At 72.0% G+C, this 21,348-nt stretch carries 23 protein-coding genes and 1 pseudogene; 9 read left to right on the forward strand and 15 right to left on the reverse strand.

All coding sequences use genetic code 11. From position 1 onward, the window contains the following. Window positions 1–13: 13 nt before the first annotated feature. The 15 genes and pseudogenes from ACUKCB_RS22085 to ACUKCB_RS22155 all read right to left on the reverse strand — a co-directional run bounded on the left by ACUKCB_RS22085 (window position 14) and on the right by ACUKCB_RS22155 (window position 14,344). A complete protein-coding gene (locus tag ACUKCB_RS22085) occupies window positions 14–1,075 on the reverse strand; it encodes a hypothetical protein (RefSeq protein WP_473037505.1) in 1,062 nt (353 codons plus the stop codon). Between the two features lie 333 nt (window positions 1,076–1,408). Further along, window positions 1,409–2,602, reverse strand: coding sequence for a PP2C family protein-serine/threonine phosphatase (locus ACUKCB_RS22090; RefSeq protein ID WP_473037506.1), 1,194 nt, complete (start codon window positions 2,600–2,602; stop codon window positions 1,409–1,411). Window positions 2,603–2,737: 135 nt separating this feature from the next. Next, window positions 2,738–2,923, reverse strand: a pseudogene (locus ACUKCB_RS22095) (choice-of-anchor I family protein); the annotation flags it as partial. A gap of 169 nt (window positions 2,924–3,092) precedes the next feature. Then, window positions 3,093–3,323 (reverse strand): hypothetical protein, encoded by a 231-nt coding sequence (locus tag ACUKCB_RS22100; RefSeq protein WP_473037507.1) that lies wholly within the window; start codon window positions 3,321–3,323, stop codon window positions 3,093–3,095. Between the two features lie 25 nt (window positions 3,324–3,348). Continuing rightward, entirely contained in the window at window positions 3,349–4,101 is a 753-nt protein-coding gene (locus ACUKCB_RS22105; RefSeq protein ID WP_473037508.1) for a hypothetical protein, read from the reverse strand. Window positions 4,102–4,306: 205 nt separating this feature from the next. Further along, window positions 4,307–6,664, reverse strand: a complete 2,358-nt coding sequence (locus ACUKCB_RS22110) for an ABC transporter permease (RefSeq protein ID WP_473037509.1) — start codon at window positions 6,662–6,664, stop codon at window positions 4,307–4,309. Beyond that, window positions 6,661–7,383 (reverse strand): ABC transporter ATP-binding protein, encoded by a 723-nt coding sequence (locus ACUKCB_RS22115; protein ID WP_473037510.1) that lies wholly within the window; start codon window positions 7,381–7,383, stop codon window positions 6,661–6,663. The genes ACUKCB_RS22110 and ACUKCB_RS22115 overlap by 4 nt, the downstream gene beginning before the upstream one ends. Beyond that, on the reverse strand, window positions 7,380–7,907 hold the full coding sequence (locus ACUKCB_RS22120; protein ID WP_473037512.1) for a PadR family transcriptional regulator: 528 nt from the start codon (window positions 7,905–7,907) through the stop codon (window positions 7,380–7,382). The genes ACUKCB_RS22115 and ACUKCB_RS22120 overlap by 4 nt, the downstream gene beginning before the upstream one ends. 124 nt (window positions 7,908–8,031) lie before the next feature. After that, a complete protein-coding gene (locus tag ACUKCB_RS22125; RefSeq protein WP_473037513.1) occupies window positions 8,032–9,324 on the reverse strand; it encodes a multidrug effflux MFS transporter in 1,293 nt (430 codons plus the stop codon). 377 nt (window positions 9,325–9,701) lie between these two features. Next, window positions 9,702–10,172: a hypothetical protein gene (locus ACUKCB_RS22130; RefSeq protein ID WP_473037514.1), complete on the reverse strand. Its 471-nt coding sequence runs from the start codon at window positions 10,170–10,172 to the stop codon at window positions 9,702–9,704. Between the two features lie 418 nt (window positions 10,173–10,590). Beyond that, the gene (locus tag ACUKCB_RS22135) at window positions 10,591–11,337 is read right to left on the reverse strand and encodes a protein phosphatase 2C domain-containing protein (protein WP_473037516.1); all 747 of its coding nucleotides are present in this window, start codon (window positions 11,335–11,337) and stop codon (window positions 10,591–10,593) included. Window positions 11,338–11,443: 106 nt separating this feature from the next. Next, window positions 11,444–12,235 carry a L,D-transpeptidase family protein gene (locus tag ACUKCB_RS22140; RefSeq protein WP_473041099.1) on the reverse strand — a complete coding sequence of 264 codons (792 nt, stop codon included), beginning with the start codon at window positions 12,233–12,235 and terminating at the stop codon, window positions 11,444–11,446. Between the two features lie 78 nt (window positions 12,236–12,313). Further along, window positions 12,314–13,150 carry an ACT domain-containing protein gene (locus ACUKCB_RS22145; RefSeq protein ID WP_473037517.1) on the reverse strand — a complete coding sequence of 279 codons (837 nt, stop codon included), beginning with the start codon at window positions 13,148–13,150 and terminating at the stop codon, window positions 12,314–12,316. Between the two features lie 100 nt (window positions 13,151–13,250). Further along, a complete protein-coding gene (locus tag ACUKCB_RS22150) occupies window positions 13,251–13,802 on the reverse strand; it encodes a hypothetical protein (protein WP_473037518.1) in 552 nt (183 codons plus the stop codon). Further along, entirely contained in the window at window positions 13,793–14,344 is a 552-nt protein-coding gene (locus ACUKCB_RS22155) for an RNA polymerase sigma factor (protein ID WP_473037519.1), read from the reverse strand. Before ACUKCB_RS22155 ends, ACUKCB_RS22150 begins: the two co-directional genes overlap by 10 nt. A gap of 203 nt (window positions 14,345–14,547) precedes the next feature. On the opposite strand from ACUKCB_RS22155, the gene ACUKCB_RS22160 reads away from it, so the two are divergent. The 9 genes from ACUKCB_RS22160 (at window position 14,548) to ACUKCB_RS22200 (ending at window position 21,345) form a co-directional block, all read left to right on the forward strand. Further along, complete coding sequence (locus tag ACUKCB_RS22160; protein ID WP_473037520.1) at window positions 14,548–15,063, forward strand: Asp23/Gls24 family envelope stress response protein; 516 nt, start codon at window positions 14,548–14,550, stop codon at window positions 15,061–15,063. A gap of 36 nt (window positions 15,064–15,099) precedes the next feature. Continuing rightward, a complete protein-coding gene (locus ACUKCB_RS22165) occupies window positions 15,100–15,285 on the forward strand; it encodes a hypothetical protein (RefSeq protein WP_473037522.1) in 186 nt (61 codons plus the stop codon). Beyond that, entirely contained in the window at window positions 15,279–15,923 is a 645-nt protein-coding gene (locus ACUKCB_RS22170; protein ID WP_473037523.1) for a DUF6286 domain-containing protein, read from the forward strand. The genes ACUKCB_RS22165 and ACUKCB_RS22170 overlap by 7 nt, the downstream gene beginning before the upstream one ends. Beyond that, the gene (locus ACUKCB_RS22175) at window positions 15,920–16,528 is read left to right on the forward strand and encodes a hypothetical protein (protein ID WP_473037524.1); all 609 of its coding nucleotides are present in this window, start codon (window positions 15,920–15,922) and stop codon (window positions 16,526–16,528) included. Before ACUKCB_RS22170 ends, ACUKCB_RS22175 begins: the two co-directional genes overlap by 4 nt. Window positions 16,529–16,741: 213 nt before the next feature. Further along, window positions 16,742–17,737, forward strand: a complete 996-nt coding sequence (locus ACUKCB_RS22180; protein WP_473037525.1) for a dihydroxyacetone kinase subunit DhaK — start codon at window positions 16,742–16,744, stop codon at window positions 17,735–17,737. Between the two features lie 14 nt (window positions 17,738–17,751). Beyond that, window positions 17,752–18,378 (forward strand): dihydroxyacetone kinase subunit DhaL, encoded by a 627-nt coding sequence (gene dhaL / locus ACUKCB_RS22185; protein ID WP_473037526.1) that lies wholly within the window; start codon window positions 17,752–17,754, stop codon window positions 18,376–18,378. Window positions 18,379–18,522: 144 nt separating this feature from the next. Further along, entirely contained in the window at window positions 18,523–19,287 is a 765-nt protein-coding gene (locus ACUKCB_RS22190) for an SDR family oxidoreductase (RefSeq protein ID WP_473037527.1), read from the forward strand. 371 nt (window positions 19,288–19,658) lie between these two features. Next, the gene (locus ACUKCB_RS22195; RefSeq protein WP_473037528.1) at window positions 19,659–20,459 is read left to right on the forward strand and encodes an ABC transporter permease; all 801 of its coding nucleotides are present in this window, start codon (window positions 19,659–19,661) and stop codon (window positions 20,457–20,459) included. Continuing rightward, entirely contained in the window at window positions 20,452–21,345 is an 894-nt protein-coding gene (locus ACUKCB_RS22200; protein WP_473037529.1) for an ABC transporter permease, read from the forward strand. The genes ACUKCB_RS22195 and ACUKCB_RS22200 overlap by 8 nt, the downstream gene beginning before the upstream one ends. The last annotated feature ends 3 nt before the right edge of the window (window positions 21,346–21,348 follow it).

Below are 21,348 nucleotides of genomic sequence, written 5' to 3' on the forward strand. Positions count from 1 at the left end.
CAGAGAACGGAGATCAGCTCTCGTCGTTCTCCTCGGTGACCGTGTTCCCCCTACGGCGAGCCAGGTAGGCGGCAGCGCCACCACCTGCGGCCACGGCCGCTCCGGCGGCGATCAGACCGACGACCGGCGCACCGGTCCGGGCCAGGTCCTCGTCATCGTCCCTGCCGCCCTTCTCGTCAGCCGGAGCCTCGCCGCCCTCGTCCTCGCCGGTGTCGGAGCCGTCATCGCCGCTCTCACCACCGGTGTCCCCGGAACCCTGGTCGCCCTCGCCGGCGTCTCCGTCCTCGCCGGTGCCGGTGTCACCGTCGTCCTCCCCGTCCCCGGCATCCCCGTCGCCACCGGTGTCCCCGCCGTCCCCCTCGTCACCGTCGCCGTTGGTCGCGGGCGGGACGTCAGCGCCGACCCAGGTCTCACCGACCCCGTAGGTGACACTGAACTCCTCCTCGGGGAATTCCACGACGAGGACAAGGTTGTGGGTGGAGCCCCAGTAGTCAACGCCTTCGAACCGACCCTCCCAGGGGGCGGACTCGGTGGTGAGGGAAATTTCGGCGCCGAGCTCGTTCACTTCGACGGACTCCTGGCCCGGGTCATGGGAGAACTCCGTAGCGCCGGCCCAGTCCTGGGTGACCGAGGAGTCGCTTCCGGTGTAGGCGACCTGTAGGACGACGTCGTCGGAGCCCTCGCCCTCGGGGTTTTCCAGGCCGGGCTGGGAGGTGCCGTCCACGGCCGCCGCACGCATGGCCTCCACGTCAGCCTCGGTGAGTACCAGGCTGAGCTCCCGATACATCAGACGCGCGCGGATCTCGTCCTCCTGCACGTCTACCACGACGCTGTGGATCGTGTCGGCCCATACTTCTTCGTCATACAGGTATCCGCCGTAACCACCGACGTCACCTCCGCGCGGGTAGTTCCCGAAGATCCTCCCTTCGCCGTTGATGCTCGATTCGGCGTAGCCGATCTCTCCGGTGTCGGCGTGGGCGGGGACCGCGGCCGCGACGCCGAGCGCTCCGAAGGCGACGAAGGCCAGGCCGCCCCGGAGGGAGCGACGGGTGCTGTTGCGAGTACAGGAAGTCAAGGAACTCTCATTCGGTGGGCCCGACCGCGTTTGGTTCGTCGGCGGGGGAGGGGATACCGCGGCACCGGTCCGTGTCTTCACGGGGTCCGTGCGCGGGTCGGAGGTCGGTGAGGGCGTACTGAACAGAACGGACGTTCACCGATCGACGATCCTAGTGAGCCGAAAGAAAGTCTGAGGGCACCGGGTAATGACGATCGGATAACTCCCGCCGGGATTTTCCGCCCCTGTTTTCCGTCGAATCAATCGGATTATCGATTGATTGCCGTGAACCTTTTTTCGGGATGTGCGTCCTTCCCGTTCCGGGTGTCGCGGCGCCCCTTGCGCCCGCCCGGTTCAGGGGCCCAGCCACTCCATGAACAGGACCGTCGCGTCGTCCTGGAGGGTGTCGCCGTGGTGGTTGAGGATGTTGTGGATCAGCCGCCGCAGGGTCTCCGGGACGGGCAGGCCCTCCGCGTTGTGGCGGACGATGAAGTTCACGAACCGGTCCAGCCCGAACTCGTCGCCGCCCGGGTCGTGCGTCTCGGTGATCCCGTCGGTGAACAGCACCAGGCGATCCCCGGGGCGGAGCTGCTCCTCGCACAGGGCCGCGCCCAACCCCAGGTCGATGCCGAGCGGGGAGCCCGGGAGGCAGTCGGGCAGGTCGACCATGCGTCCGCCCCGGATGCGTACCGGCGGGTGGTGTCCGTGGCTGACCCAGGTCAGCTGCCCGGTCCTCATGTTCAGGTCGGCCATCAGGGCGGTCACGTAGCGGACGGTGCCCAGGTGCTCCACCAGGGTCGCCTCGATCGCCGCTCCCGTCTCCAGCAGGGTGGCGCCCTCCCGCCTGCTCTTGCGGTAGGCGGCGACCGCGAGGTTGGCTGCCAGGCCCGCGGTCACGTCGTGGCCCATCGCGTCGAACACGGCCATGTGCGCCACGTCGCCGTCGATCCCGTAGTCGAAGGCGTCGCCGCCGACCTCGTAGGCGGGTTCCAGTACGGCACTGATCGTCACCTGGTGGTTGGCGAACTCGCTCGGCGGCATCAGGTTCCACTGGAGTTCGGCCGCCACGCTCATCGGCCGGGTGCGGCACAGCCGGGCGAAGGAGTCGCTGTACTCGCGTTTGACCACGACCAGCATCGCGACCATGACCGCCAGTGCCCGCATGGCCCGCACGGTGTCGTCACCGGACTCCTCGGCGTCCACGCGCAGCACCCCGAGCCGCTCGGCCCCGTCCTGTAGGGGGATCCACCACCGGTCGAGTCCCGGGCGGGTCTCGCTCAGCGGTGTGAGGGTCTCGAAGGACCGTCCGGCCAGGGTGCCGTTGATCGGAAGCTCGGTCTCTCCGTACTCGGGGTCCCCCCGGTCCTTGTCGTGGAGCAGCAGTCGGAGCACGTCCTGCTGGAGGTCCACCACGTAGATCGCCACGTGGTGGAGCCCCGCACTCTCGGCGCGTCCGCGCACTGTCGCGGGGAGCTGCTCGATCGTCGTCAGGTGCGAGTCCTCCAGCAGCCCGGCGAACATCTCGACCAGCTCGTCGTTGACGGCCATGTCGACCACCCGTGTCTCGGCTTGAGGGTCACTTCATACCCGGTCAGGGGGCTCTCCCACCATTGTGCAGTGTTCGGACCGGGACGTTTGGGAGACACGGGGCGGCGGGCGCGGTCCGGGGCCCGACATGACCGCTCAGCTCCGGTCGACGCGGAACAGGGTGGTGCTGCCGGACACCTCGTTGGCGACGGCCAGCAGCGGCACGCCCGGGACGGGAGAGTCCCCGGCGCTGACGAAGGCCAACCTCTCGGCGCCCAGGTCCCCGGCCTCACGGCTGCCCGGCTCGGCGGAGAAGTCACGGTGGTCGAGGTACTGGGTGAAGCCCAGAGCTTGTTCCCTGCGAGGCGGCGGACCTCGGTCACCTCGGCCCAGGGCCATCCGAGTGGGTGGACGGCAGAAAGCGACCCTGGTCAGTTTCTGACCGAGAGTCGCGCTGCTGTTGGAGTCCGGACCCGCCCCGGTGTCAATCGTCTCTTTGGCGTATGAGCTCTCAGGTGATGCGGGCGGACAGTTCGTCGAAGTCCAGGAAGTAACGTCCGTGGCTGCGTCGCAGAGCTTCACGGTTCTCCGCACCGAGAACCACAACTTCGACCGAGGGGTCCCCACGGAACTCCCGCTCAGCCTCGAAGCGCGCCTCCAGAGCCTTTCGCCTGTGTGTGTACTCCTGCTCACGCACCATGCGACCGGAGGAACGGTCATACACCACGAGGAGGTTGGTCATGGTTTCAAAGGTACCTGACACGTGCTCACCTGTCTCGGATCGGTTCCAGCTCCAGTACGCCTGACTGGAGCTCCTCCAGGTCATGCTCAACTGTTTGCCAGTGCTCCTGTACTTCGGGGGAGTCAGGGGCCACCCCGTCCAGTTCGGCCTCTTCGAGCACTGCGATCAAGTCGCCGACGGTGAGGGCCAGACGCACCATGAGGACTCTCTGCGTATAAGCGGCGTCGGCGAGTCTGCGCATGATGAGGCGTCGATCCTCTGTCGGCTCCAGATCCAGGTCCAGGGCATCTCGCCAGTCGGTCGGTGCCTCGCCGTATCGGATTCCCCGGCCGAGGACGTCCGCCAGTTTCTCGAACATCTCCGCCCACTCGTGCTGCCAGGCCGTCCGAACCTGGATCTCCACGGGGAGACCGTCCGGGTAGGCGATGACGTGGACGGCGCGATAACCGGAGCTTGGCTGGTCACGGCGGTCGGTGATTCGGGGTTGCTTGGCCTGCCCCTGAAAGGCGCGCACGATTCTGGCGACCGCGTCGTCCTGTTCTCTGCGTCCACCCCTGATGATGACGCGCATGCCAGCGAGGTCCTGGATGCTTTTCAGCCACGATCCGCCGTGCCTGCGTAGTTTCTCAAGGATCGTTCCGGTGTTCTTGATACGTCCGGAAGGAGCGAAGCCCAGGTCCCGGACCAGCTCCATGGAGTGCTCCAGGGCCTCGTCGTAGGCCAGGAGAAGCTCGTTGAGGCAGCCGAGATCATCTTCCGCAGGCTCGGCCTGGCGCACCAGACGTTCACCGAGCCGCACGATCTGCGACTTGCTCAGGGGAGGGGCATACCCGAGTGATAGCAGCGTGTTGCGGAGCGGGCGGCTGCTTTCGGAAAAACCTCTGGTGAGCGAAGCCACTGAACGGCCGCCGGGCACAAACCCGGTCAGGGCCCCGGCCCTTCCCGTCGGAAGGGTCCGGGGCCCGGCCGAAACACCCGCCGGTTCACTCCCAGCGCAGGCCCTCCGGGCGCATGGTCCGCAGCAGCGCGGGCATCGCGAGCAGGGTGGTCAGGAACGCCACCCCCACGCCCGCGCCGACGATGGTCAGGATGTCGGCCGGGGCGAAGGTCACCGGTAGCCCGGCCAACCGCTGGATCAGGGCCCCCAAAGCGGTCCCGGCCACCGCTGCCAGGGCGATGCCGAGGAGCACGGGGAGCACGGTCTGCCACAGCACCGAGGCCACCAGGGTGCGTCGCCGGGCGCCGAAGGCGGTCAGCACCGCGTGCACCCTCCTGCGTTCGCGGATCTGCTCGACCGTGCCCACCACCAGACCGGCGGCGATCACCGTCAGGCAGGCGAGGGCTCCGGCCATGAGCGCGTCACGCATCCTGACCATGGCGGGGACGGTCGCGCTGGCGATCGGGACCTGTACTCGGGCCGTCGGGTCCAGGGCCGCGACGGCGGCCTTGAGCTCCTCCTCCATTCCGGCGGCGGACGGGTCGACCCGGATCCAGAGCGAGCCCGGTACCGCGATCCCCTCGGGCAGTGCGGCCGCCTCCTCAGTGGCCAGGATCGCGTTCTGCGCCGTGTACCCCAGCCCGTACCAGGGGTGCTCGGCCAGCGGCCCGTCGAACTCGGTGAACTCGGGCACCGTCCACGGGGCCGCGTCCACCTCGTCGCCGCCTCCGACCATGAGCGTCCCACCGGGTTCCAGCCCCGGTACTCCGCTGAAGGCGTCCCCGGGGGAGCACTCGGGCAGGTCGGCCATCTCCCGCAGGTAAGGGCAGTCGGCGACGAGGACGCGGACCTGGGAGCCGTCGTCGGTGACGCCGCCCACGCTGCTGTAGGCCAGGACCTCCTCCACCCCCCGCACCTGAGCCACGGCACCGGCCGGGTCGCTCCCGACCGGGACCGACCGCAGATCGGTCTGGAGCTGGAACCCGGACACACCGAACTCCTGAGCCGCGTACACCTCCTCGACGGTCTCCGCGAGCTCCACCGTGGAATCGTCCCAGGCGTTCGCGAACAGGCTCTGCAACGCGATGGCGCCCGCGACGGTGACCACGATCCCGTTGACCGCTCGGGTGGGCCCGCCGCCCGCCGCGCCCAGGCGGCGCAGGGCCAGCTGGAGGGAGAGGGGGCCGCCCGAGGCGCGGCCGAAGAGCCGGTCGACCAACCAGGGCAGCACGGCCGTCGTGCCGAACAGGGCGGCCAGGAGCCCGACCGACACCATCGGGACCCACTGGCCTCCGGAGGGGCTGAGACGCATGCTCGCAACGATGAGGGAGATGCCCAGCACGAACAGGAGCAGTCGCCACCACAGCCTGGGGCGGGGCCGCTCGGCGCGGCGTACGGTGCCCAACGGGTCGACCACCACACTGCGCAGGGAGCCGAGCACCACCCACAGGGCCAACAGCGGTACCGCGACGAACACCAGGGGGCCGAGCACCGGGTGCGGTGTCACGTCGGCGGTGTACAACCCGGACGAGATCGGCACCGACTCCACGATCGGGCGTCCGGCGAGAAAGAACCCCACTCCGAGCACCAGGCCGAGCGCGACCCCGGGGAGGGTCTCCCCGGCCGCGATGCGCCGGGTGGCCCCGCGGTCGGCGCCCATCAGCCGCAGCGCCGACAGGCGCCGGTCGCGCTGCTCGCCGCCGAAGCGCACCGCCGCGCCGAGGAACACCACCACGGGGGTGAGCATGACGACGACGCCCACCGCGCCGAGCAGCAGGATGACGGGTTCGTCCCCGCTGGGACTCGGCTCCCCGCCGTAGCTGGTGATCCGGTTCCCGGCGCTGTCCAGGGTCAGGTCCTCGTCGCCGAGGTAGAAGGCCAGCTCGTGCGGCCCCATGAGGCCCTCGGGCCCGATCTCCCCGATCACGGTGTGGTCGAACCTGCGCTGGAGTACCTCGTTCTCCGGGTCCTCGAGGAGTTCGGCCAGGGCGGGGGAGAGCACGATCTCCCCGGGGCCGGGGATTTCGGCCACCCCCGGCGGGAGAGGAGGGCCGGACCCTTCCGCACGGACGACCCGGCCGAAGATCTTCCTGCCCTCGTAGTCGGTGTCGGCGATGCTGAACAGCAGGGTGTCCTCGCCCGCAGGGGGCGGCGGGTACTCCGCCACCTGGTAGTCGAAGCGGTCCGCGTGCCGCTCGTTCAGGTGGGCCATGACGGTCGGCAGGGCGGCGGCCAGAAGCAGGGCGGCGGTGGCCACACCCACTCCGATCGCCGTCAGCACGGTCCTCAGTACGACTTCCCTGCCGCCGCGCAGGGAGAGCTGTGCGCCCAGCCAGAGGTCCTTGGGGAAGGACCGGCGGGCCCGCTCCTGCCGGACCTCGGGGGCGCGTTCGCGCAGACTCATCCGAGACCTCCGAGGTCCCGGGTGCGGCCGTCCCGGACCACGACCTCGCGGTCGGCGTAGGCGGCGACCCGGGGTTCGTGCGTCACCAGGACCACGGCGGCCCCGCTGTCCCGGGCGGCGTCGGTGAGCATCCGGATCACCCGCTCCCCGTTGAGGGAGTCGAGGGCACCGGTGGGTTCGTCCGCGAACACCACCCGGGGGCGGGTGATCAGGGCTCGGGCCACCGCGACCCGCTGGCCCTGGCCGCCCGAGCATTCACCGGGGGTCTTCCCGGCGACCTCGGCCACGTCCAGCCGTTCCAGCCAGTCGAGGGCGGTGCGTTCGGCCCGGCGCCGGGGCTCTCCGCCCAGCCGCAGGGGCAGCGCGACGTTCTCGACGCAGGAGAGTTCGGGGACGAGCTGGCCGAACTGGAAGAGGAAACCGAAGTCGGTTCGGCGCAGGTCGCTGAGCCGGGAGTCGGAGGCCTTGGCGAGGTCGGTGTCGTCGTAGTCGACACGGCCGCCGTCGGGCCGCACGATCCCGGCCAGGCAGTGCAGCAGGGTGGACTTGCCGGAGCCGGAGGGGCCCATGACGGCCACGATCTCCCCCGGATACAGAGTGAGGGAGGCGTCCACCAGGGCGGTCGTGGGACCGAAGGAGCGGCTCAGTCCGGAGGCGGTGAGCAGGGGTTCCGTGGCGTGCTCCGGGGCGGGGGAGCTCTGGGGGGCGGTGTGTGTCATCGGCCGCGTACCTCCCCGGCCAGGTCGTCGATCCGTGCGGCGGTCAGTTCCAGCCAGCGCAGGTCGGCTTCGAGGTGGAAGAGCGCGTGGTCGCAGATGAGTTGTTCGGCGAGATCGCCGCCGGCCTTGCGGCGGGTGAGCACGCGCATCTGCTTGAGGTGCTCCGCCCGCTGGACGTCGAGGACCTGGTCGGCCGGGCGGCCGGTGAGCAGGGCGAGCACGACCTTGGTGTACAGGGTGCTCTGCAGGTAGGGCTCGGGGCTCTCGGGGGCGGCGAGCCACTGTTCGACGTCGGTGACCCCGGCCTCGGTGACGGTGTAGCGCTTGCGTTCGGGGCCCGCGCCGGGCTCGACCGCCTCCACCTCCACCAGGCCGTTCTTGAGCAGGCGGGAGAGGGTGGCGTACACCTGGCCGTAGGCGAGCGGCCGCTTGGTCGCGAACTGTTCGTCGTAGGCCTGTTTGAGGTCGTATCCGTGCTGGGGGCGGGTTTCCAGCAGCCCCAGGAAGGTTGGTCCGAGTGACATGCCAACGACTATACATGCGGTGTATACGCGTCGTGTATAGCTGTGTCGAACCGGGGCCCCGACCCGTGCCGGTCCGAACGGACTCCAGCGGTCGGGGCCCTCGTTCCGGGGCGCCCCGGTGGTTTCAGACCGCCGGGGCGGGGGTGCCGCCGCGCACGGTGGCGAACAGGAAGACCAGGGCGGCGCCCACCGCCGTCGCCAGCATCACCGCGGTCATGCTCGCCATCGTGGTGGAACCGGCCAGTCCGGCGGTGGCGGCCAGCGCCGAACCCGCGCCGAACTGGAGGGTCCCCAGGAGCGCCGAGCTGGTTCCGGCGATCTCCGAGGGCTGCCCGGACAGCGCCATCGCGGTCGCGTTGGGCGAGATGAGGCCGGTGAAGACCATCATCACGAACAGCGCCGCGGTGACCGTCACCAGGTCGGCCCCGCCGGTCAGGGACAGCAGCGCCATGGCGAGCACGGCGGCGACCGCGCCCACGAGCCCCAGGCCCAGGCGGCGGCGCAGCTCCATCCGCCGGATCAGCACCACGTTGACCTGGTTGCCGAGGATCATGCCGAGCGTGGTCACCCCGAAGACCAGGCTGAACTGCTGGGCGCTCGCCCCGAACTGGGACTGCGACACGAACGAGAACGCCGAGATGTAGGTGAAGCTCATCCCGAAGCTCAGCGCCAGGACCGCCGTCGGGGCGATGAACCCCGGGTCACGCAGCAGTCGGGCGAAGGTGCGGGCGAGGACGCGCGGGTCCTGTCGGCTCCGCTGTTCCCGCGGCAGGCTCTCCGGCAGGGCGAACAGGACGAGGGCGAACGTCAGCGCGCCGGTCAGTCCCAGCGCTCCGAAGATCAGCTGCCACGGTCCGAGCAGGAGCAGTTGTCCGCCCAGGAGCGGGCCGAGCATCGGCGCCAGCCCGGTCAGCAGTACGAGTCGGGAGAAGAAGGTGGCGGCGGTCTCGCCGTGGAAGACGTCCCGGACCACCGCTCGGGAGACCACGAGCCCGGTCGCGGCGGACAGCCCCTGGAGGAAGCGGAGCGCCATGAACGCCTCGGCCGAGGAGGCGAAGACGATCGCGAAGGTGCTCGCGGTGAACACGGCGGTTCCCACGAGCAGGGGCGCGCGGCGGCCCCAGCGGTCGCTCAGCGGCCCGGTGACCAGTTGGCCCAGGGCCAGGCCCGCCATCACGGCGGTCAGGGTCAGTTTGACCCGGGACTCGCCGGCACCGAGGTCGGCGGCGATCTCGGGGAGCGCGGGCAGGTAGAGGTCGGTGGCCAGCGGGCCGATGGCGGACAGGACGCCGAGAACGAGGACGAGCAGGGTGACGGGGCGGCGGGGCGTCGGGCTGACGGGACGGCGCGGTGCCGGGGCCGCCGTCTCCGGGCGGCTGCTGCGGCGCTTGTTCGGGCGCACGAGGGTAAGGCTCACGAGCTCTCCAAAGCAGGGCTGTGGAAGGTCGGGGACGACCTGGGGTGGTGTGCGGCGCCGTGAGCCACCTTCGGGTGGGGCACCTGCGGGACGGGTCCCACGCGGGGACACTCCGCGTGCAACGGGTGGCCATGGGATGGCAATCCCCGCTTGACCCGGGATCCCCGGTGATCCGAACCACAGACTGCAATCCCCTGCCAGTGGGGGATTCGGGGGCGGTGAGGCCGATCACCGCGCACCGGTCACGGCGCGCTGTTCACCCGCGGACCGTGCCCCCTCCGCACGGGGACGTCAGGTCGGCCGTTCCGCCGTCACCCTGCTCCGTCGTCTCGCTGTTTCGTCGCCCTGCTGCCCCGCCATCCCGGGGCCCGGGCGGGTCAGCCGTCCTGGCGCTGCGCGCGCAGGCGGGCCTCCTCCTCGGCGCGGCGCAGGCGGGCGTCCTCCTCGGCGCGCGCGGCGCGGCGCAGGCGGTGCCAGGAGGTGGCCCAGCGGAGGCGTTCGCCCTCGTCCGTGCCGACGCACGCGGTCACGAAGGCCATCAGGAAGACGTAGCCGGGGAGTTCGGTGCCCTCCAGGGCGCGCTGGAACTTGGTGGCGCTGACCACGCCGCCGCACTTGTACTCCAGTTCCAGGTACGACCAGTCGCCGGCCCACGCGAGATAGCGGCGCATGGTCAGCAGGAACTCCGCGGGGGTGTTCGCGTCCCCGGGGTCGGGGCGCTGCTCCGGCTCCGGGTGTGTGGTCTCGACGGGGGTGTTCATGGCTTCGGAGGGGACGAGGTCCAGCCAACCGGTCCGGGGGAGTGAGCGGTTGGGACCGGTCGGTTCGAGGACGCCCGGAACACTCACTGGGTCTCCTTATCGGCGGTCGTCACGACGGCCAAGATTGCGAAAGGGTGCTCCAGCGCCCGTGCGGGGGGCGTGGGCAGAGGGCTCTCAGAACACCGACCATCGGCTACGGGCTTTGTGGCGGGAACACCGACCGATCGGTTACAGGGAAATCTACCGGATGAAGACGGTGTGCGAAAGCGCCTGGTGTCCGGGTTTGCGGGAGGCGTGCGTCTCTTTCCGACACGGTCGCTTCGCCACGGGGTGTCCCGTTGGGAACTTTTCTGGGAAACCTGATCAAAGGTGATCTCGGGCGCCAGGAGAAACGTCTGTAATGACAGAAACATTCTTTTCCCTGTTCACTGCGGTATGGTCGAAAAACGATCTTTCGCCCCCGGGAAATGTCCTGTCTTAAATTGGGAGTTGAGGTTGTCCGTAACTACGGAGACCACCACACGGCCGTGGCGTCGTCCCGCACCTTCGCTCGCGGATGCCTTCGGCGGTCGGGATCCGCGGCCTCCAGCTCTCGGACCCGCTCCAGTAGGGCGCCGGGCCCCCGGCGGCGCACCAGGGCGAACGCACCCTCCCAGGACAGGTCCCCGAACACCTCCACCGCCCGGGTCGCACCGTCGGTCATCGCCAGGAACGGCCCCCTGGGCACCGTCCCGACCAGGGCCTCCTCGGCAGCCCGGGGGTCGGCGCCCGCGGTCCAGAACCCGCCCGGAACGTTGCGCCAGGCGCGGATGGCGGTCCCCGGGCCCGCCTCGGGCCGCAGGTCGTCCAACCGCGTGTCCGCGATCGTTCGGAGGTTTCCGCCCTCCTCGGCCAGCAGTACCGAGTCCGACAGCACCAGGTACTCCAGCCGGTCCCCGCTGATCCGGACCGCCACGACGGTGGCCGAGGGCGTCTCCTGGTTCCCCAGGTCGCAGGTCCCGCCGTGTGCCGCCGACGCCGACCTGATCGCCTCCGCCAGCGCCTCGCGCAGGTCCGCCCCCGCGTCCGCCCCGGCCAGCAGCAGGGCGCCCAGCCGGCGCGTGTACCAGGCGACCCCGTGCGAACAGCCGTTGTCGACGTCGGCGGGGGCGCCGGCCCCGTCGAGTAGGACCGCGGCCGTGGCGGTCACCGCGGCGAAGTCCTCGTTCGGGTGGTCGGGGCGTCCGGGTTCGGTGGCGAGAAGGAAGGGCACGGGCCCCTCCTACCCGTGAGGGGGCACGGCACACGGGTGGCTCCCGGCACACGGAAGGCCCCGCACGCCCGGGATCCGGGTCGCGCGGGGCCTGTCGGGAGCCGGGTCAGCGCACCACCACGGTGGCGTACAGGTCCAGGTGGCCCTGCTGCCACAGCCAGTCCATGGCGGCCAGGCTCACCCGGGCGCAGCCCTTGGACGCGGGCTGGGCCGGAACGCTGGGGTAGCCGTGCACGGCGATCCCGCCGTTGAAGTACTTGGGCCGGTACAGCGCCCCGTACGGCCCGGGGTCCCAGGAGTCGACGTCGCGGAAGACCGTGTACTCGCCGGTGGGCGTGGTCGCGATCCGCTCGGAGCCGTCGGAGCCCTCGTAGGGCCGGCCGGAACCGGTGGAGGTGTGAATGACGCTCTCCACCGAGCCGTCGGCGACGACCAGCAGCAGTTGCCGTTCGAGGTCGATCTCCACCACCGAACCGGACTCCGTGGTGGCGGACGGGACCGAGCCCTCGGCGAGCGCGGCCCTGGTGTCGGGGCCGACCAGGCCGTCCCGGGCGATTCCGGCGGCCTTCTGGAGCGCCAGCACGGCGTGCTCGGTGTGCATCCCGAACTGGCCGTCGACGCCGTCGATCCAGTAGCCGAGTTCGTCCAGCCGCCCCTGGAGCGCTCTCACCTGGGCACCGGAGTCGCCCTTGCGCAGGTTCGCGGTCACAGCCGGGGCGCTCGGGGCGGCAGCCGGAGAGGAGGCCGCGGGAGCGGATGCGGAGGAGGTCGGGACGGGGGAGGCGTGGGCCGGCGCGGCCGTCAGCGCCGGCCCCGCCGCCAGGGCGCAGGCCGCGCCGAAGGCGAGGGTGCTCGTTCGGAGGGGGTTCCTTGCGAAGGGTGATCGGGGGGAAACCATACGTCCCATTTACCCACAGGCCCGGCACTGTCCCGGATTCGGGGCGGCCGGGTGCGGACCCTTCGGCCGGCGGCCCGGTCAGCGGTGGTACGCACGCTCGTGCAGGGAGCAGGCCACCTGGGCCAGGGCACGGCAGCGGGCGAACTCCACCGGGGTGAACGGGACGTCGGCGCGGTGGACGGTCAGGGTGCCGCCGCCGGGGGCGGGCAGGGTCATCGCTGTGCCGGACAGCTCCCGTGCGGGGTCCTGCCGGTCGGGCGCCCGGGTGTACCGGACGTCCTGGGCGGCGGCGAGCGCGAGCAGGCAGCGTTCGAGCGTGGTCGTTCCGGTGACCAGGGCGTCCACCATGGTGAGGGTGCGGCTGGTGGTGTCACTGAGCTCGTGGACGTCGGCGGGGCGGACCACGGCGTCACGCCCGCCCGCGTCCCGTACGGACCGGTGGAGCTCGGGCTCGCCCACGCAGGCGGGCGCGCTCACGAAGAACTCGTCGACGGCGTCGGTGCCGTCGGGGTGGACCTGCATCAGTCGGATGTCGACCCCCAGGGCCGCGAACCGCCCGGTCAGGGCGGCCAGTCCGCCGGGCACGTCGGCGACGGTGACCCGTACGCCCCAGAGTCGTTCCTCGGCCGGGGTCGCGGACCGGGTCCGCCCGGTCGCCGGTTCGGTCGTCCCGGCCGGGGGCGCGGCCCGGTCGCGGGAGCGGCGGTGCCGGTGCCAGCGGTGCAGGGCGGAGCACGCGAGAAGGAGGACCCCCAGGCCGATCAGGGTTCGCACCCCGCTGTCGCTGTGCCCCAGGGAGACCACCAGGAGGTGGGCCGCCCCCGCAGCGAACAGCAGGGTCCCCAGCTCCAGCACCTCGCGGCCGAAGAATCCGTGACGGTCGTCGGTTCGGTGGCTGCCACTCGAAGCGTCCATGCCGCCGACGGTGTCAGGCCGAGGTTGCGTCCGTTCGTCGTTCTGTGTCCTCGCGGTAACGCGGAGGGTGACACCGCTCACGACGCTTCCAGCGCCCGGGTCAGGGGCGCCCGGGGCGTTCGATGACGTCGGTGACGTCGATGTCGATCCGCCCGACCCTCAGTCCCAGGCGGTTCTGGACGAAGGCGCCCATGGCCCGCCGTGCCGCGGCTGTGGCGTCGGGGATGACGGTGCCGCTCAGCACCCGGGCGGTGGCGGTGACGGCCAGACCGTCCGGGGTCTGTTCGATCCGGCAGCGGCCGACGATCAGTCCTTCGGTCGGGTCCACGCAGGCGCGCAGCATCGCGGAGACCGCGGAGTGGCGGACGCGGGTGTCACCGGGGCCGCCGCCGGGCAGCCGGAGGGTCTGCCTGGAACGCCCCTCGGCGCGCACGGTGCGCATCACGTCGTCGAGGAGCCCGGGCGGCGCGGTGATCTCGCCTTCGTCCCCCAGAGCCGACAGCAGGGGCCGGAACTCCTCCGCGGCGGCCCGGCAGTGCGGGCAGGTCCGCTCGTGCCCGGTGGTGGCGCCCGATCGGAGGTGGTCCAGGAGCGTGTCGGCGGAGGTGCCGCAGGGGAGCTGGTCGTGGTCGTCGGACGGGTCTACCGCCATGGTTCGAGCGCCTCCACGAGATGGGTACGCGCGCGGTGGATGCGGCCGCGTACGGCGGTCGGGGTCGTGTCGACGATCTCCGCTATCTCCTCATGACCCAATCCTTCCAGTTCCCGGAGAACCCAGCAGATCCGTTGCGGGGGCGGCAGCCCGGCCAGGGCCTCGTGCAGCGCCTCGTGCAGGCCGGTGGCCAGGGCCCGGTCGTCGGGCCCCGCGCTCCGTTCCCTGAGCCCGGAGTGCTCCGCCTCGGCGGGGGCCTCGGGGCGGCGGGCGCGCAGGGCGTTCAGCGCGAGGCGGCTGACGATGCGGTGGAGCCAGGCCGGGAAGGTGTGCGGGTCCCGGAGGTCGGGCAGTCTGCGCCAGGCCGTGATGAGGGCCTCCTGGGCGGTGTCCCTGGCCTCGGCGGCGTTGCCGAGGGTGCGGAGGGCGATGCGGTAGACAACGTCCTGGTGGCGACGGACGAGGCTCTCGAACGCCTGGTCGTCGCCGTCCTGCGCTCGTTCCACGAGCACGCTCTCCGGTAGTGCGGTGTCCGTATGCATCTGCGGGATTCAGCTTTCCCGAAGCCGGGGTAACTACCTGTCGTGAGTAGTTAACTACATTAAGTAGCAGACTCGCGATCAGTAAACATGTTCCAAGTCACATTGATTTCTGCGTGAGCCGAACCCCCTCCCGTGTGTCCTCCACACGACGGCCCGAATTCGGGGCCACGCAGACCAGTCCGCACGGAGCACAGGAGCACCCCATGGCAGCCAGGAACACCGCGAGCGCGCACACCGACATCCACCAGGCCCCCTCCGCGCGCGGCGATGCGCCCGCCAACCGCACCGACCTCGCCCGCACCGACCGGAGCCCCGCCCGGTCCGAGGACAACGGCCGCACCGACATCGCCGACCACGTCGTCGCCAAGATCTCCGGAATGGCCGCCCGCGAGGTCCGCGGCGTCCACCGGATGGGCGGGGGAGCGGGACGCGCCCTCGACGCCGTCCGCGAGCGCATCCCCGGCTCCACCTCCACCAACGCCGCCGCCCGCGGCGTCTCCGTGGAGGTCGGCCGGACCCAGACCGCCGTCGACATCAACCTGGTCGTCGAGTACGGCGTCTCCATCCCCGACCTCGCCGCGGTGGTCCGCCGCAACGTCACCGCCGGCGTGGAGCGGATAACCGGCTTGGAGGTCACCGAGGTCAACGTGACCGTCGACGACATCCACCTCCCGGACGACGAGACCCAGGAGGCACCGGCCGAGCCCCGCGTCCGCTGACGCGCCCCTCCCCCACAGCAGTAAGGAGTACGAACGATGTGGTCGATCACCGGCCTGGCCTACGGGTCCCTCCTCGGCCTGGTGGCCTACTTCGGCGGATTCGGCGCCTTCCTCCTCGTCCTGGTCCTCGGCGCCGCCGGGTTCCTGGCGGGCCGCGCCTACGCCGGGGAGACGGACCTGGCCGCCCTCTTCACCCGTCAGGACGGGGGCGCGCGATGGTGAGCACGGCAGCCCCCAACCCGATGGCGCCCGGCCCGGCAACACCGGGGCCGACCGCGTCCGGTCCCGAGGCGCGTGCCGCCCACCGCGTCGCGGTCCGCACCTTCCGCCCCCGGCGGTCGACCACCGCCGTCCTGGTCAGCACCGTCACCGTGCTGGTCGCCGGGGTGGCCGCCGCCGGGGTGATCGCCGCGCTGGTCGGGGCCCCGCTGCGGGGCCTGCCGCTGGAACGGGTCTCCGAGCCTTCCATCGGCGCCCGCTGGGGCGGGCCCGAGATGGTCATCGCCTCCGCGGCGACCGCGGTCGTCGGCCTGTACCTGCTGTTCACCGCGCTCATCCCGGGCAAGGGCAGCCACATGGTGCTGCGCACCGACGACCGGGACCTGGTCGTCGGCCTGTCCCGGCGAGGGCTGCGCCGGATGGCTGAAAGCGCCGCCCACGAGGTGGACGGCGTCACCGGGGCCCGCGCCCGGGCGCGGGCCCGCACCGTCCGGATCACGGCCCGCGCCCCCGAGCCCGCCGACGCCGGACTGCGGGCGCGAGTGGAGGACAGGGTCCGGGAACGCCTCCTCGAACTCGGGCCCGCCCGCCCGGTGCGGGTGCGCGTGCGGGTCCGCCAGGTGAAGGGGGGCCTCCGGTGAGGCGTTACCCGCACCGGGCCGCCCGCCGGACGGCCCGGGGCAACCGGCAGGGGCTGGCCCTGGTCGGCGTACTGCTGCTGGCCGTCGGCTCGGCCGCGCCCCTGCTGCTGCACGGCCCCTCCCACCTGTCCGCTGCGGGGAGCACGGGGCAGGCGCTCGGGGCCGCTGGGGAACGGATCGCCCCGCTGCTGGCCACGCCCTGGGTCCCGTACGCCGCCGCGGCGCTGTCCGTGGGAGTGGTGCTGCTGGCCCTGCGCTGGCTGCTCGTGCAGGGGCGCTCCGCCCGGGTGCCCGCGCTCCGCCTCGACGAGGGGGACCGGGGCCGCACCGACGTCCTCGCCCGCGCCGCCTGCAAAGCCCTGACCAGTGAGGTCGCCACATACCCGGGGGTGCACAGGGGGCGGGCCCAACTGACCGAGTCCCCGCGCGAGCCCTGCCTGCTGATGGACCTCGTCCTCGCCGAGGACGCCGACCCCGTCGCCGTGTGGCAGCGGTGCCGGGACGACGCGCTCGCCCGGCTGCGCCTCTCCCTGGACCTGGACCGGCTGCCGACGGTGCTGCGCATCTCGGTCTCCGGGCAGTCGTCCGGGCGCAGACTCGCCTGAACCCGCGGCACACCCGCGCGGGTTCGGGTCGAGTGACGGGGGCGGCGCGGGCCCCGGGCCGTTGGGGAGGGCCCGGAAGGCCCCCGCCCCCGTCCGTACACAGGTGCCGCTCCGGCCGGTCGAGCGGTCGGAAGTGGGTAGGCAGGGGGATGGGACACGGCGCCCTGTCCGTCGCGCGGTGCCCGGCCGAGGGATCCGACCCCAGGAGGCGCTATGAGCCGGTTCTTCATGAACGAACGCGAGACCCTGGTCGAACAGGCGCTGGAGGGGCTCGTCGAAGCCCACGGCGGCCTGGTCGACGTGCACACCGACCCCTTGTTCGTCACCCGGCGCGCACCCGCCACGGGCAAGACCGCCCTGCTGTCCGGCGGCGGCTCGGGGCACGAACCGCTGCACACCGGTTTCGTCGGGCCCGGCATGCTCGACGCCGCGGTGCCCGGAGACGTGTTCGCCAGCCCCACCGCCCTCCAGGTGCGCGCGGCGATCCGGGCCGCCGACACCGGAGAGGGCACGGTGATGATCGTCAAGAACTACACCGGCGACGTCCTCAACTTCTCCATCGCCGCCGAACTCCTCGCCGAGACCCACCGGGTCGAACAGGTGCTGGTGGACGACGACCTCGCCACCCAGAGCCAGGACGAGGGCGGCCCCGGACGCCGGGGGACCGCCGCCGTGGTCGCGGTGGAGAAGGTGTGCGGGGCGGCCGCGGAGGCCGGGGCGCCCGTCGCCGAGGTGCGGGCGCTCGGCCAGGACGTGGTGGCGCGGTCGGCGACGCTCAGCGTGGCCTTCGAGGCCTGCACCAATCCGATGACGGGAAAGCGCTCCTTCGAGCTGGAGCCCGGCCAGATGGAGTTCGGCGTGGGCATCCACGGTGAACGCGGTATCGAGACCCGCCCGGTCACGGAGGCCGCGGACCTGGTGGAGAGCCTGGTCGGCCCGCTGGTGGAGTCGGTGGGGGCCAAACGCGGGGACTCCGTGCTCGCGATCGTCAACGGGCTCGGCGCCACCCACGGACTGGAGCTCGGGGTGGCGGCCCGCGAGACCCGTCGGGTCCTCGACGGGCTGGGGGTGAGCGTCGCCCGGACACTGGTCGGCCCGTACGTGACCTCGCTGGACATGAAGGGGCTGTCGATCACGCTCACCGTGCTGACCGACGACCTCGTGAAGTTCTGGGACGCACCGGTGCGGACCCCCGCACTGGTCTGGTGAGCGAAGGAGTGCAGATGTCGGCAAACAACGGGACGGAACTCACCGGAGCACAGGCCAGGGCCTGGCTGCTGGCCTTCGCCGACCGGGTGGTCGCGGACGCGGACGAGCTCACCGAACTCGACAGACAGGCCGGTGACGGCGACTTCGGCTGGAACATCAGTTCGGCGCTCAAACGTGCCCGCACGGGCCTGGAGGAGAGCGGCGCGCAGGATCCGGCGGAGGTGTTCCAGGCCGTTTCGGACGCCTTCCTGGCCTCCGGCGGGACGAGCGGCCCGCTGTTCGGGCTGTGGTTCGGGCGGCTGGGTGCCGGGCCGTCGGCGCCGTGGAGCGTGGCCGACCTGGGGAAGGCCTTCGAAACGGCGACCGGCGCGGTGCGCAGGCTCGGCAAGGCCGAGGTGGGGCACAAGACCATGGTGGACGCGATGGCCCCGGCCACCGACGCGCTCACCTCGGCCGAGACGCGCTCCTGGCGTGAGGCCGTACGTGGGGCGGCCCGCGCCGCACGGGCCGGGGCCGACTCGACCAGCGGCATGATCGCCCACCGCGGCCGTGCCAGCTACCTGGGGGAGCGGGCACAGGAGGTACTCGACCCCGGAGCGGTCTCGGTGGCGTGGTTCTTCGAGGCGGCGGAAGGGGCCTGAGGGACCGGCCGGGCCGCTCCGGCCCGCCGCGGTGAGCGAAAGAGGGCCGTCCCGCCGCCCACGGTCCGGTGGATGGCCCGGCAACCGCCATCGGTAGTCTCCTCCCTGCCGGGCCGAAGGCTGGGACGAACGAGGGGGCCGACCGTGGACACTGCCGGGAACACCGCGAACGACCACAAAGTCATCGTGATCACCGGGGCGGGCGCCGGGATCGGTCGGGTGACCGCGCGGCGGCTGCTCGGGGACGGCCACTCGGTGGTCCTGGCCGGGCGCCGCCGGGAGAGCCTGACGGAGACCGCGGACGGGAGCCCCGGGGCCACGGTGGCCGAGGCGGACGTGACCTCCCCCGAGTCGGTCCGGGCCCTGTTCGGGTTGGTCCGCGAACGCTTCGGCCGGGTGGACGTGCTCTTCAACAACGCCGGGGTGTTCGGGCCCGCGGCCTCGGTGGACGAGATCGGGGACCAGGACTGGCGCGAGGTCCTGGACACCAACGTCACCGGTTCGCTGAACTGCGCCCGTGAGGCCGCGCGGATGATGAAGGAGCAGGAACCCGGAGGCGGCCGGATCATCAACAACGGCTCCGTCTCCGCGCACGCGCCCCGGCCGTCGAGTGTGGCGTACACGGTGAGCAAGCACGCCGTCAGCGGGCTCACCGCCTCCATGAACCTGGACCTGCGCGGCTACGGGATCGCCTGCACCCAGATCGACGTGGGCAACGCCGCCACCGCGATGACCGCCGGGTTCGGGGCCAACGCCCGCCAGGCCGACGGCTCGGTGCGCCCCGAACCCACCATCGACGCCGCCCACGTCGCCGACACCATCGCGCACATCGTCTCCCTGCCCACGGACGTGAACGTCCCGACCGTCACCGTGATGGCCCGGGAGATGCCCTTCGCCGGGCGCGGCTGAGCGATCCCGGGCGGGGCCGACCAGCCGGGTCGAGTCGGTCGGGGCGCGTCGACCGGGCCGAGTTGTCCACAGGTCGACATACCGGCCTGGCCCCGGAGCCCTCCGGCGGCCTACCGTCGATACGGGGGAGCCCGTGCCCCGCCCGCTTCGTGCTGCCCGAACGCCCCGAACATCCCCGCTGTCCGTCCACTGCCCGGAACCCGCCCCACCCGCCCGCGCCCTGTGCTAACGTCGCTTCCTCGCGGCGACCCGGACCTGGCCCCGTGGCCCAGGGACGTGCCGGACCCGTGTCCCCCCGAAGCCCTCCCGGGCCCCTCGCGGTGGCGACCGGACCCTTCTGCACGTTCTCCACCTGCCAGGGAGCCACGCCCGTGCGTGTCCACTGCGCGGTGTACGCCCGCGGGCTGCGCCGCTACTCGACCTACCGTGCGGCAGCCGTCGCCGGAATCCTCACCAACTCGGTCTTCGGCGTCATCAACGCCATGGTGCTGCTCGCCCTGTTCGCGGCCCGCCCGGAGATCAACGGCTACGACGCCGCCGACGCCGTCACCCAGGTGTACGTCGCCCAGGCCCTCATCGCGCCCCTCGCCATCATGGGACCGGCCCTCGAACTCAGCGAACGCATCCGCACCGGCGCCGTCGGCACCGACCTGCTCCGCCCCGTCTCCCTGCTCGGCTGGTGGCTGGCGCAGGACCTGGGCCGCGCCACCTTCGACCTCCTCTTCCGCAGCGTGCCCACCTTCGCGCTCGGCGCCCTCCTGTTCACGCTCGCCCTGCCCGGCGACGCCCTGCGCTGGGCGCTCACCCTGCTGTCGTTCGCGCTGGCCACGGTGGTGGGTTTCGCGCTGCGCTACCTGTACTCGGTGGTGGGCTTCTGGCTGATGGACACCCGGGGCGTGTGGGCGGTCATGGGCCCGGTCGGGCCGGTCGCCGCCGGGATGCTGCTTCCGCTCACCCTCTTCCCCGCCCCCGCCGCCGAGGTCCTGCGGCTGCTGCCGTGGGCGTCGATGGTGCAGATCCCCGCGGAGGTCCTCCTCGGCAAGGACACCCTGCCGGGCGGGAGCGTGTACGGCGGGCTGCTGTTGCAGGCGGGGTGGGCGGTCGTGCTGCTCGCCCTCGCCGCCCGGCTGACCACCCTGGCCATGCGCAAGGTGGTGGTCCAGGGTGGCTGACCTCCTCCCCGCGAACGCCCCGGGGACGCCCCGCCTCCCGCGTCGGCCCCGTCCCGGCCCGCGCGACGGCCTCCTCCGCCAGGTGCGCCCGGCCCTGCGCGCCTACGTCCTGCTCGCCTGGACCTGGTGCCGCGCGGTCGCCCAGTACCCGATGGCGCTGTCCCTGTTCACCTTCGGTGTGGCGCTCAGCTCGCTGGCGGAGATGGGCGCCGTCGCGGTGGTGTTCGGCCACGCCGGGACCCTGGCCGGGTTCTCGGTGTACGAGGGCCTGCTCGTCTACGCGCTGGCCGCCACGGCCTTCGGCACCGCCGACTTCCTGATGGGGTCGGTGGAGCGGCTGGGCGAGCACATCCGCTCGGGCAGCTTCGACACGATGCTGGTCCGCCCCGTCCCGCCGCTCGTCCAGTTGGCCACCGACCAGTTCTCCCCGCGCCGTCTCGGCAAGGCCGTCCCCGCGCTGGTCGTGCTGGTGTTCGTGCTGGCCGTGTGCGATGTCGCCTGGACCGCGGGGCGGGTGCTGATGCTCCCCGTCCTGGTGGTGTCCGGGGTCGTCATCTGCTGCTCGGTGTGGCTGCTCGGCGGCTGCCTCCAGTTCTTCGTGCTCGACGCCCGCCAGGCCGCGAACTCGCTCACCTACGGCGGGCAGGCGCTCACCGAGTACCCCATCGCCATCTACGGCCGGAGCCTGGTCCGGACGGTGACCTTCGTGGTCCCGCTGGCCTTCGTGAGCTGGCAGCCCGCGCTCTACCTCCTGGACCGGCCCGACCCCACCGGCCTCCCCGGGGCCCTGCGTTTCCTCGGCCCCCTCGTCGCCGTCGTCCTCGCCCTGGCGGCCGCCCTGGTCTGGCGGCTCGGCCTGCGCCACTACCGATCCACCGGGAGCTGACCG

The sequence above is a fragment of the Nocardiopsis moroccensis genome (assembly GCF_055763695.1).

Excerpts from the sequence above, each read along its gene's own strand:
- ACUKCB_RS22115 (WP_473037510.1), bottom strand. The coding sequence starts at position 7,383 with ATGACACACACCGCCCCCCAGAGCTCCCCCGCCCCGGAGCACGCCACG.
- ACUKCB_RS22120 (WP_473037512.1), bottom strand. The coding sequence starts at position 7,907 with ATGTCACTCGGACCAACCTTCCTGGGGCTGCTGGAAACCCGCCCCCAG.
- ACUKCB_RS22140 (WP_473041099.1), bottom strand. The coding sequence starts at position 12,235 with ATGGTTTCCCCCCGATCACCCTTCGCAAGGAACCCCCTCCGAACGAGC.
- ACUKCB_RS22170 (WP_473037523.1), top strand. The coding sequence starts at position 15,279 with ATGGTGAGCACGGCAGCCCCCAACCCGATGGCGCCCGGCCCGGCAACA.
- ACUKCB_RS22150 (WP_473037518.1), bottom strand. The coding sequence starts at position 13,802 with ATGGCGGTAGACCCGTCCGACGACCACGACCAGCTCCCCTGCGGCACC.
- ACUKCB_RS22100 (WP_473037507.1), bottom strand. The coding sequence starts at position 3,323 with ATGACCAACCTCCTCGTGGTGTATGACCGTTCCTCCGGTCGCATGGTG.
- ACUKCB_RS22160 (WP_473037520.1), top strand. The coding sequence starts at position 14,548 with ATGGCAGCCAGGAACACCGCGAGCGCGCACACCGACATCCACCAGGCC.
- ACUKCB_RS22090 (WP_473037506.1), bottom strand. The coding sequence starts at position 2,602 with ATGGCCGTCAACGACGAGCTGGTCGAGATGTTCGCCGGGCTGCTGGAG.
- ACUKCB_RS22145 (WP_473037517.1), bottom strand. The coding sequence starts at position 13,150 with ATGGACGCTTCGAGTGGCAGCCACCGAACCGACGACCGTCACGGATTC.
- dhaL (WP_473037526.1), top strand. The coding sequence starts at position 17,752 with ATGTCGGCAAACAACGGGACGGAACTCACCGGAGCACAGGCCAGGGCC.
- ACUKCB_RS22180 (WP_473037525.1), top strand. The coding sequence starts at position 16,742 with ATGAGCCGGTTCTTCATGAACGAACGCGAGACCCTGGTCGAACAGGCG.
- ACUKCB_RS22165 (WP_473037522.1), top strand. The coding sequence starts at position 15,100 with ATGTGGTCGATCACCGGCCTGGCCTACGGGTCCCTCCTCGGCCTGGTG.
- ACUKCB_RS22155 (WP_473037519.1), bottom strand. The coding sequence starts at position 14,344 with ATGCATACGGACACCGCACTACCGGAGAGCGTGCTCGTGGAACGAGCG.
- ACUKCB_RS22110 (WP_473037509.1), bottom strand. The coding sequence starts at position 6,664 with ATGAGTCTGCGCGAACGCGCCCCCGAGGTCCGGCAGGAGCGGGCCCGC.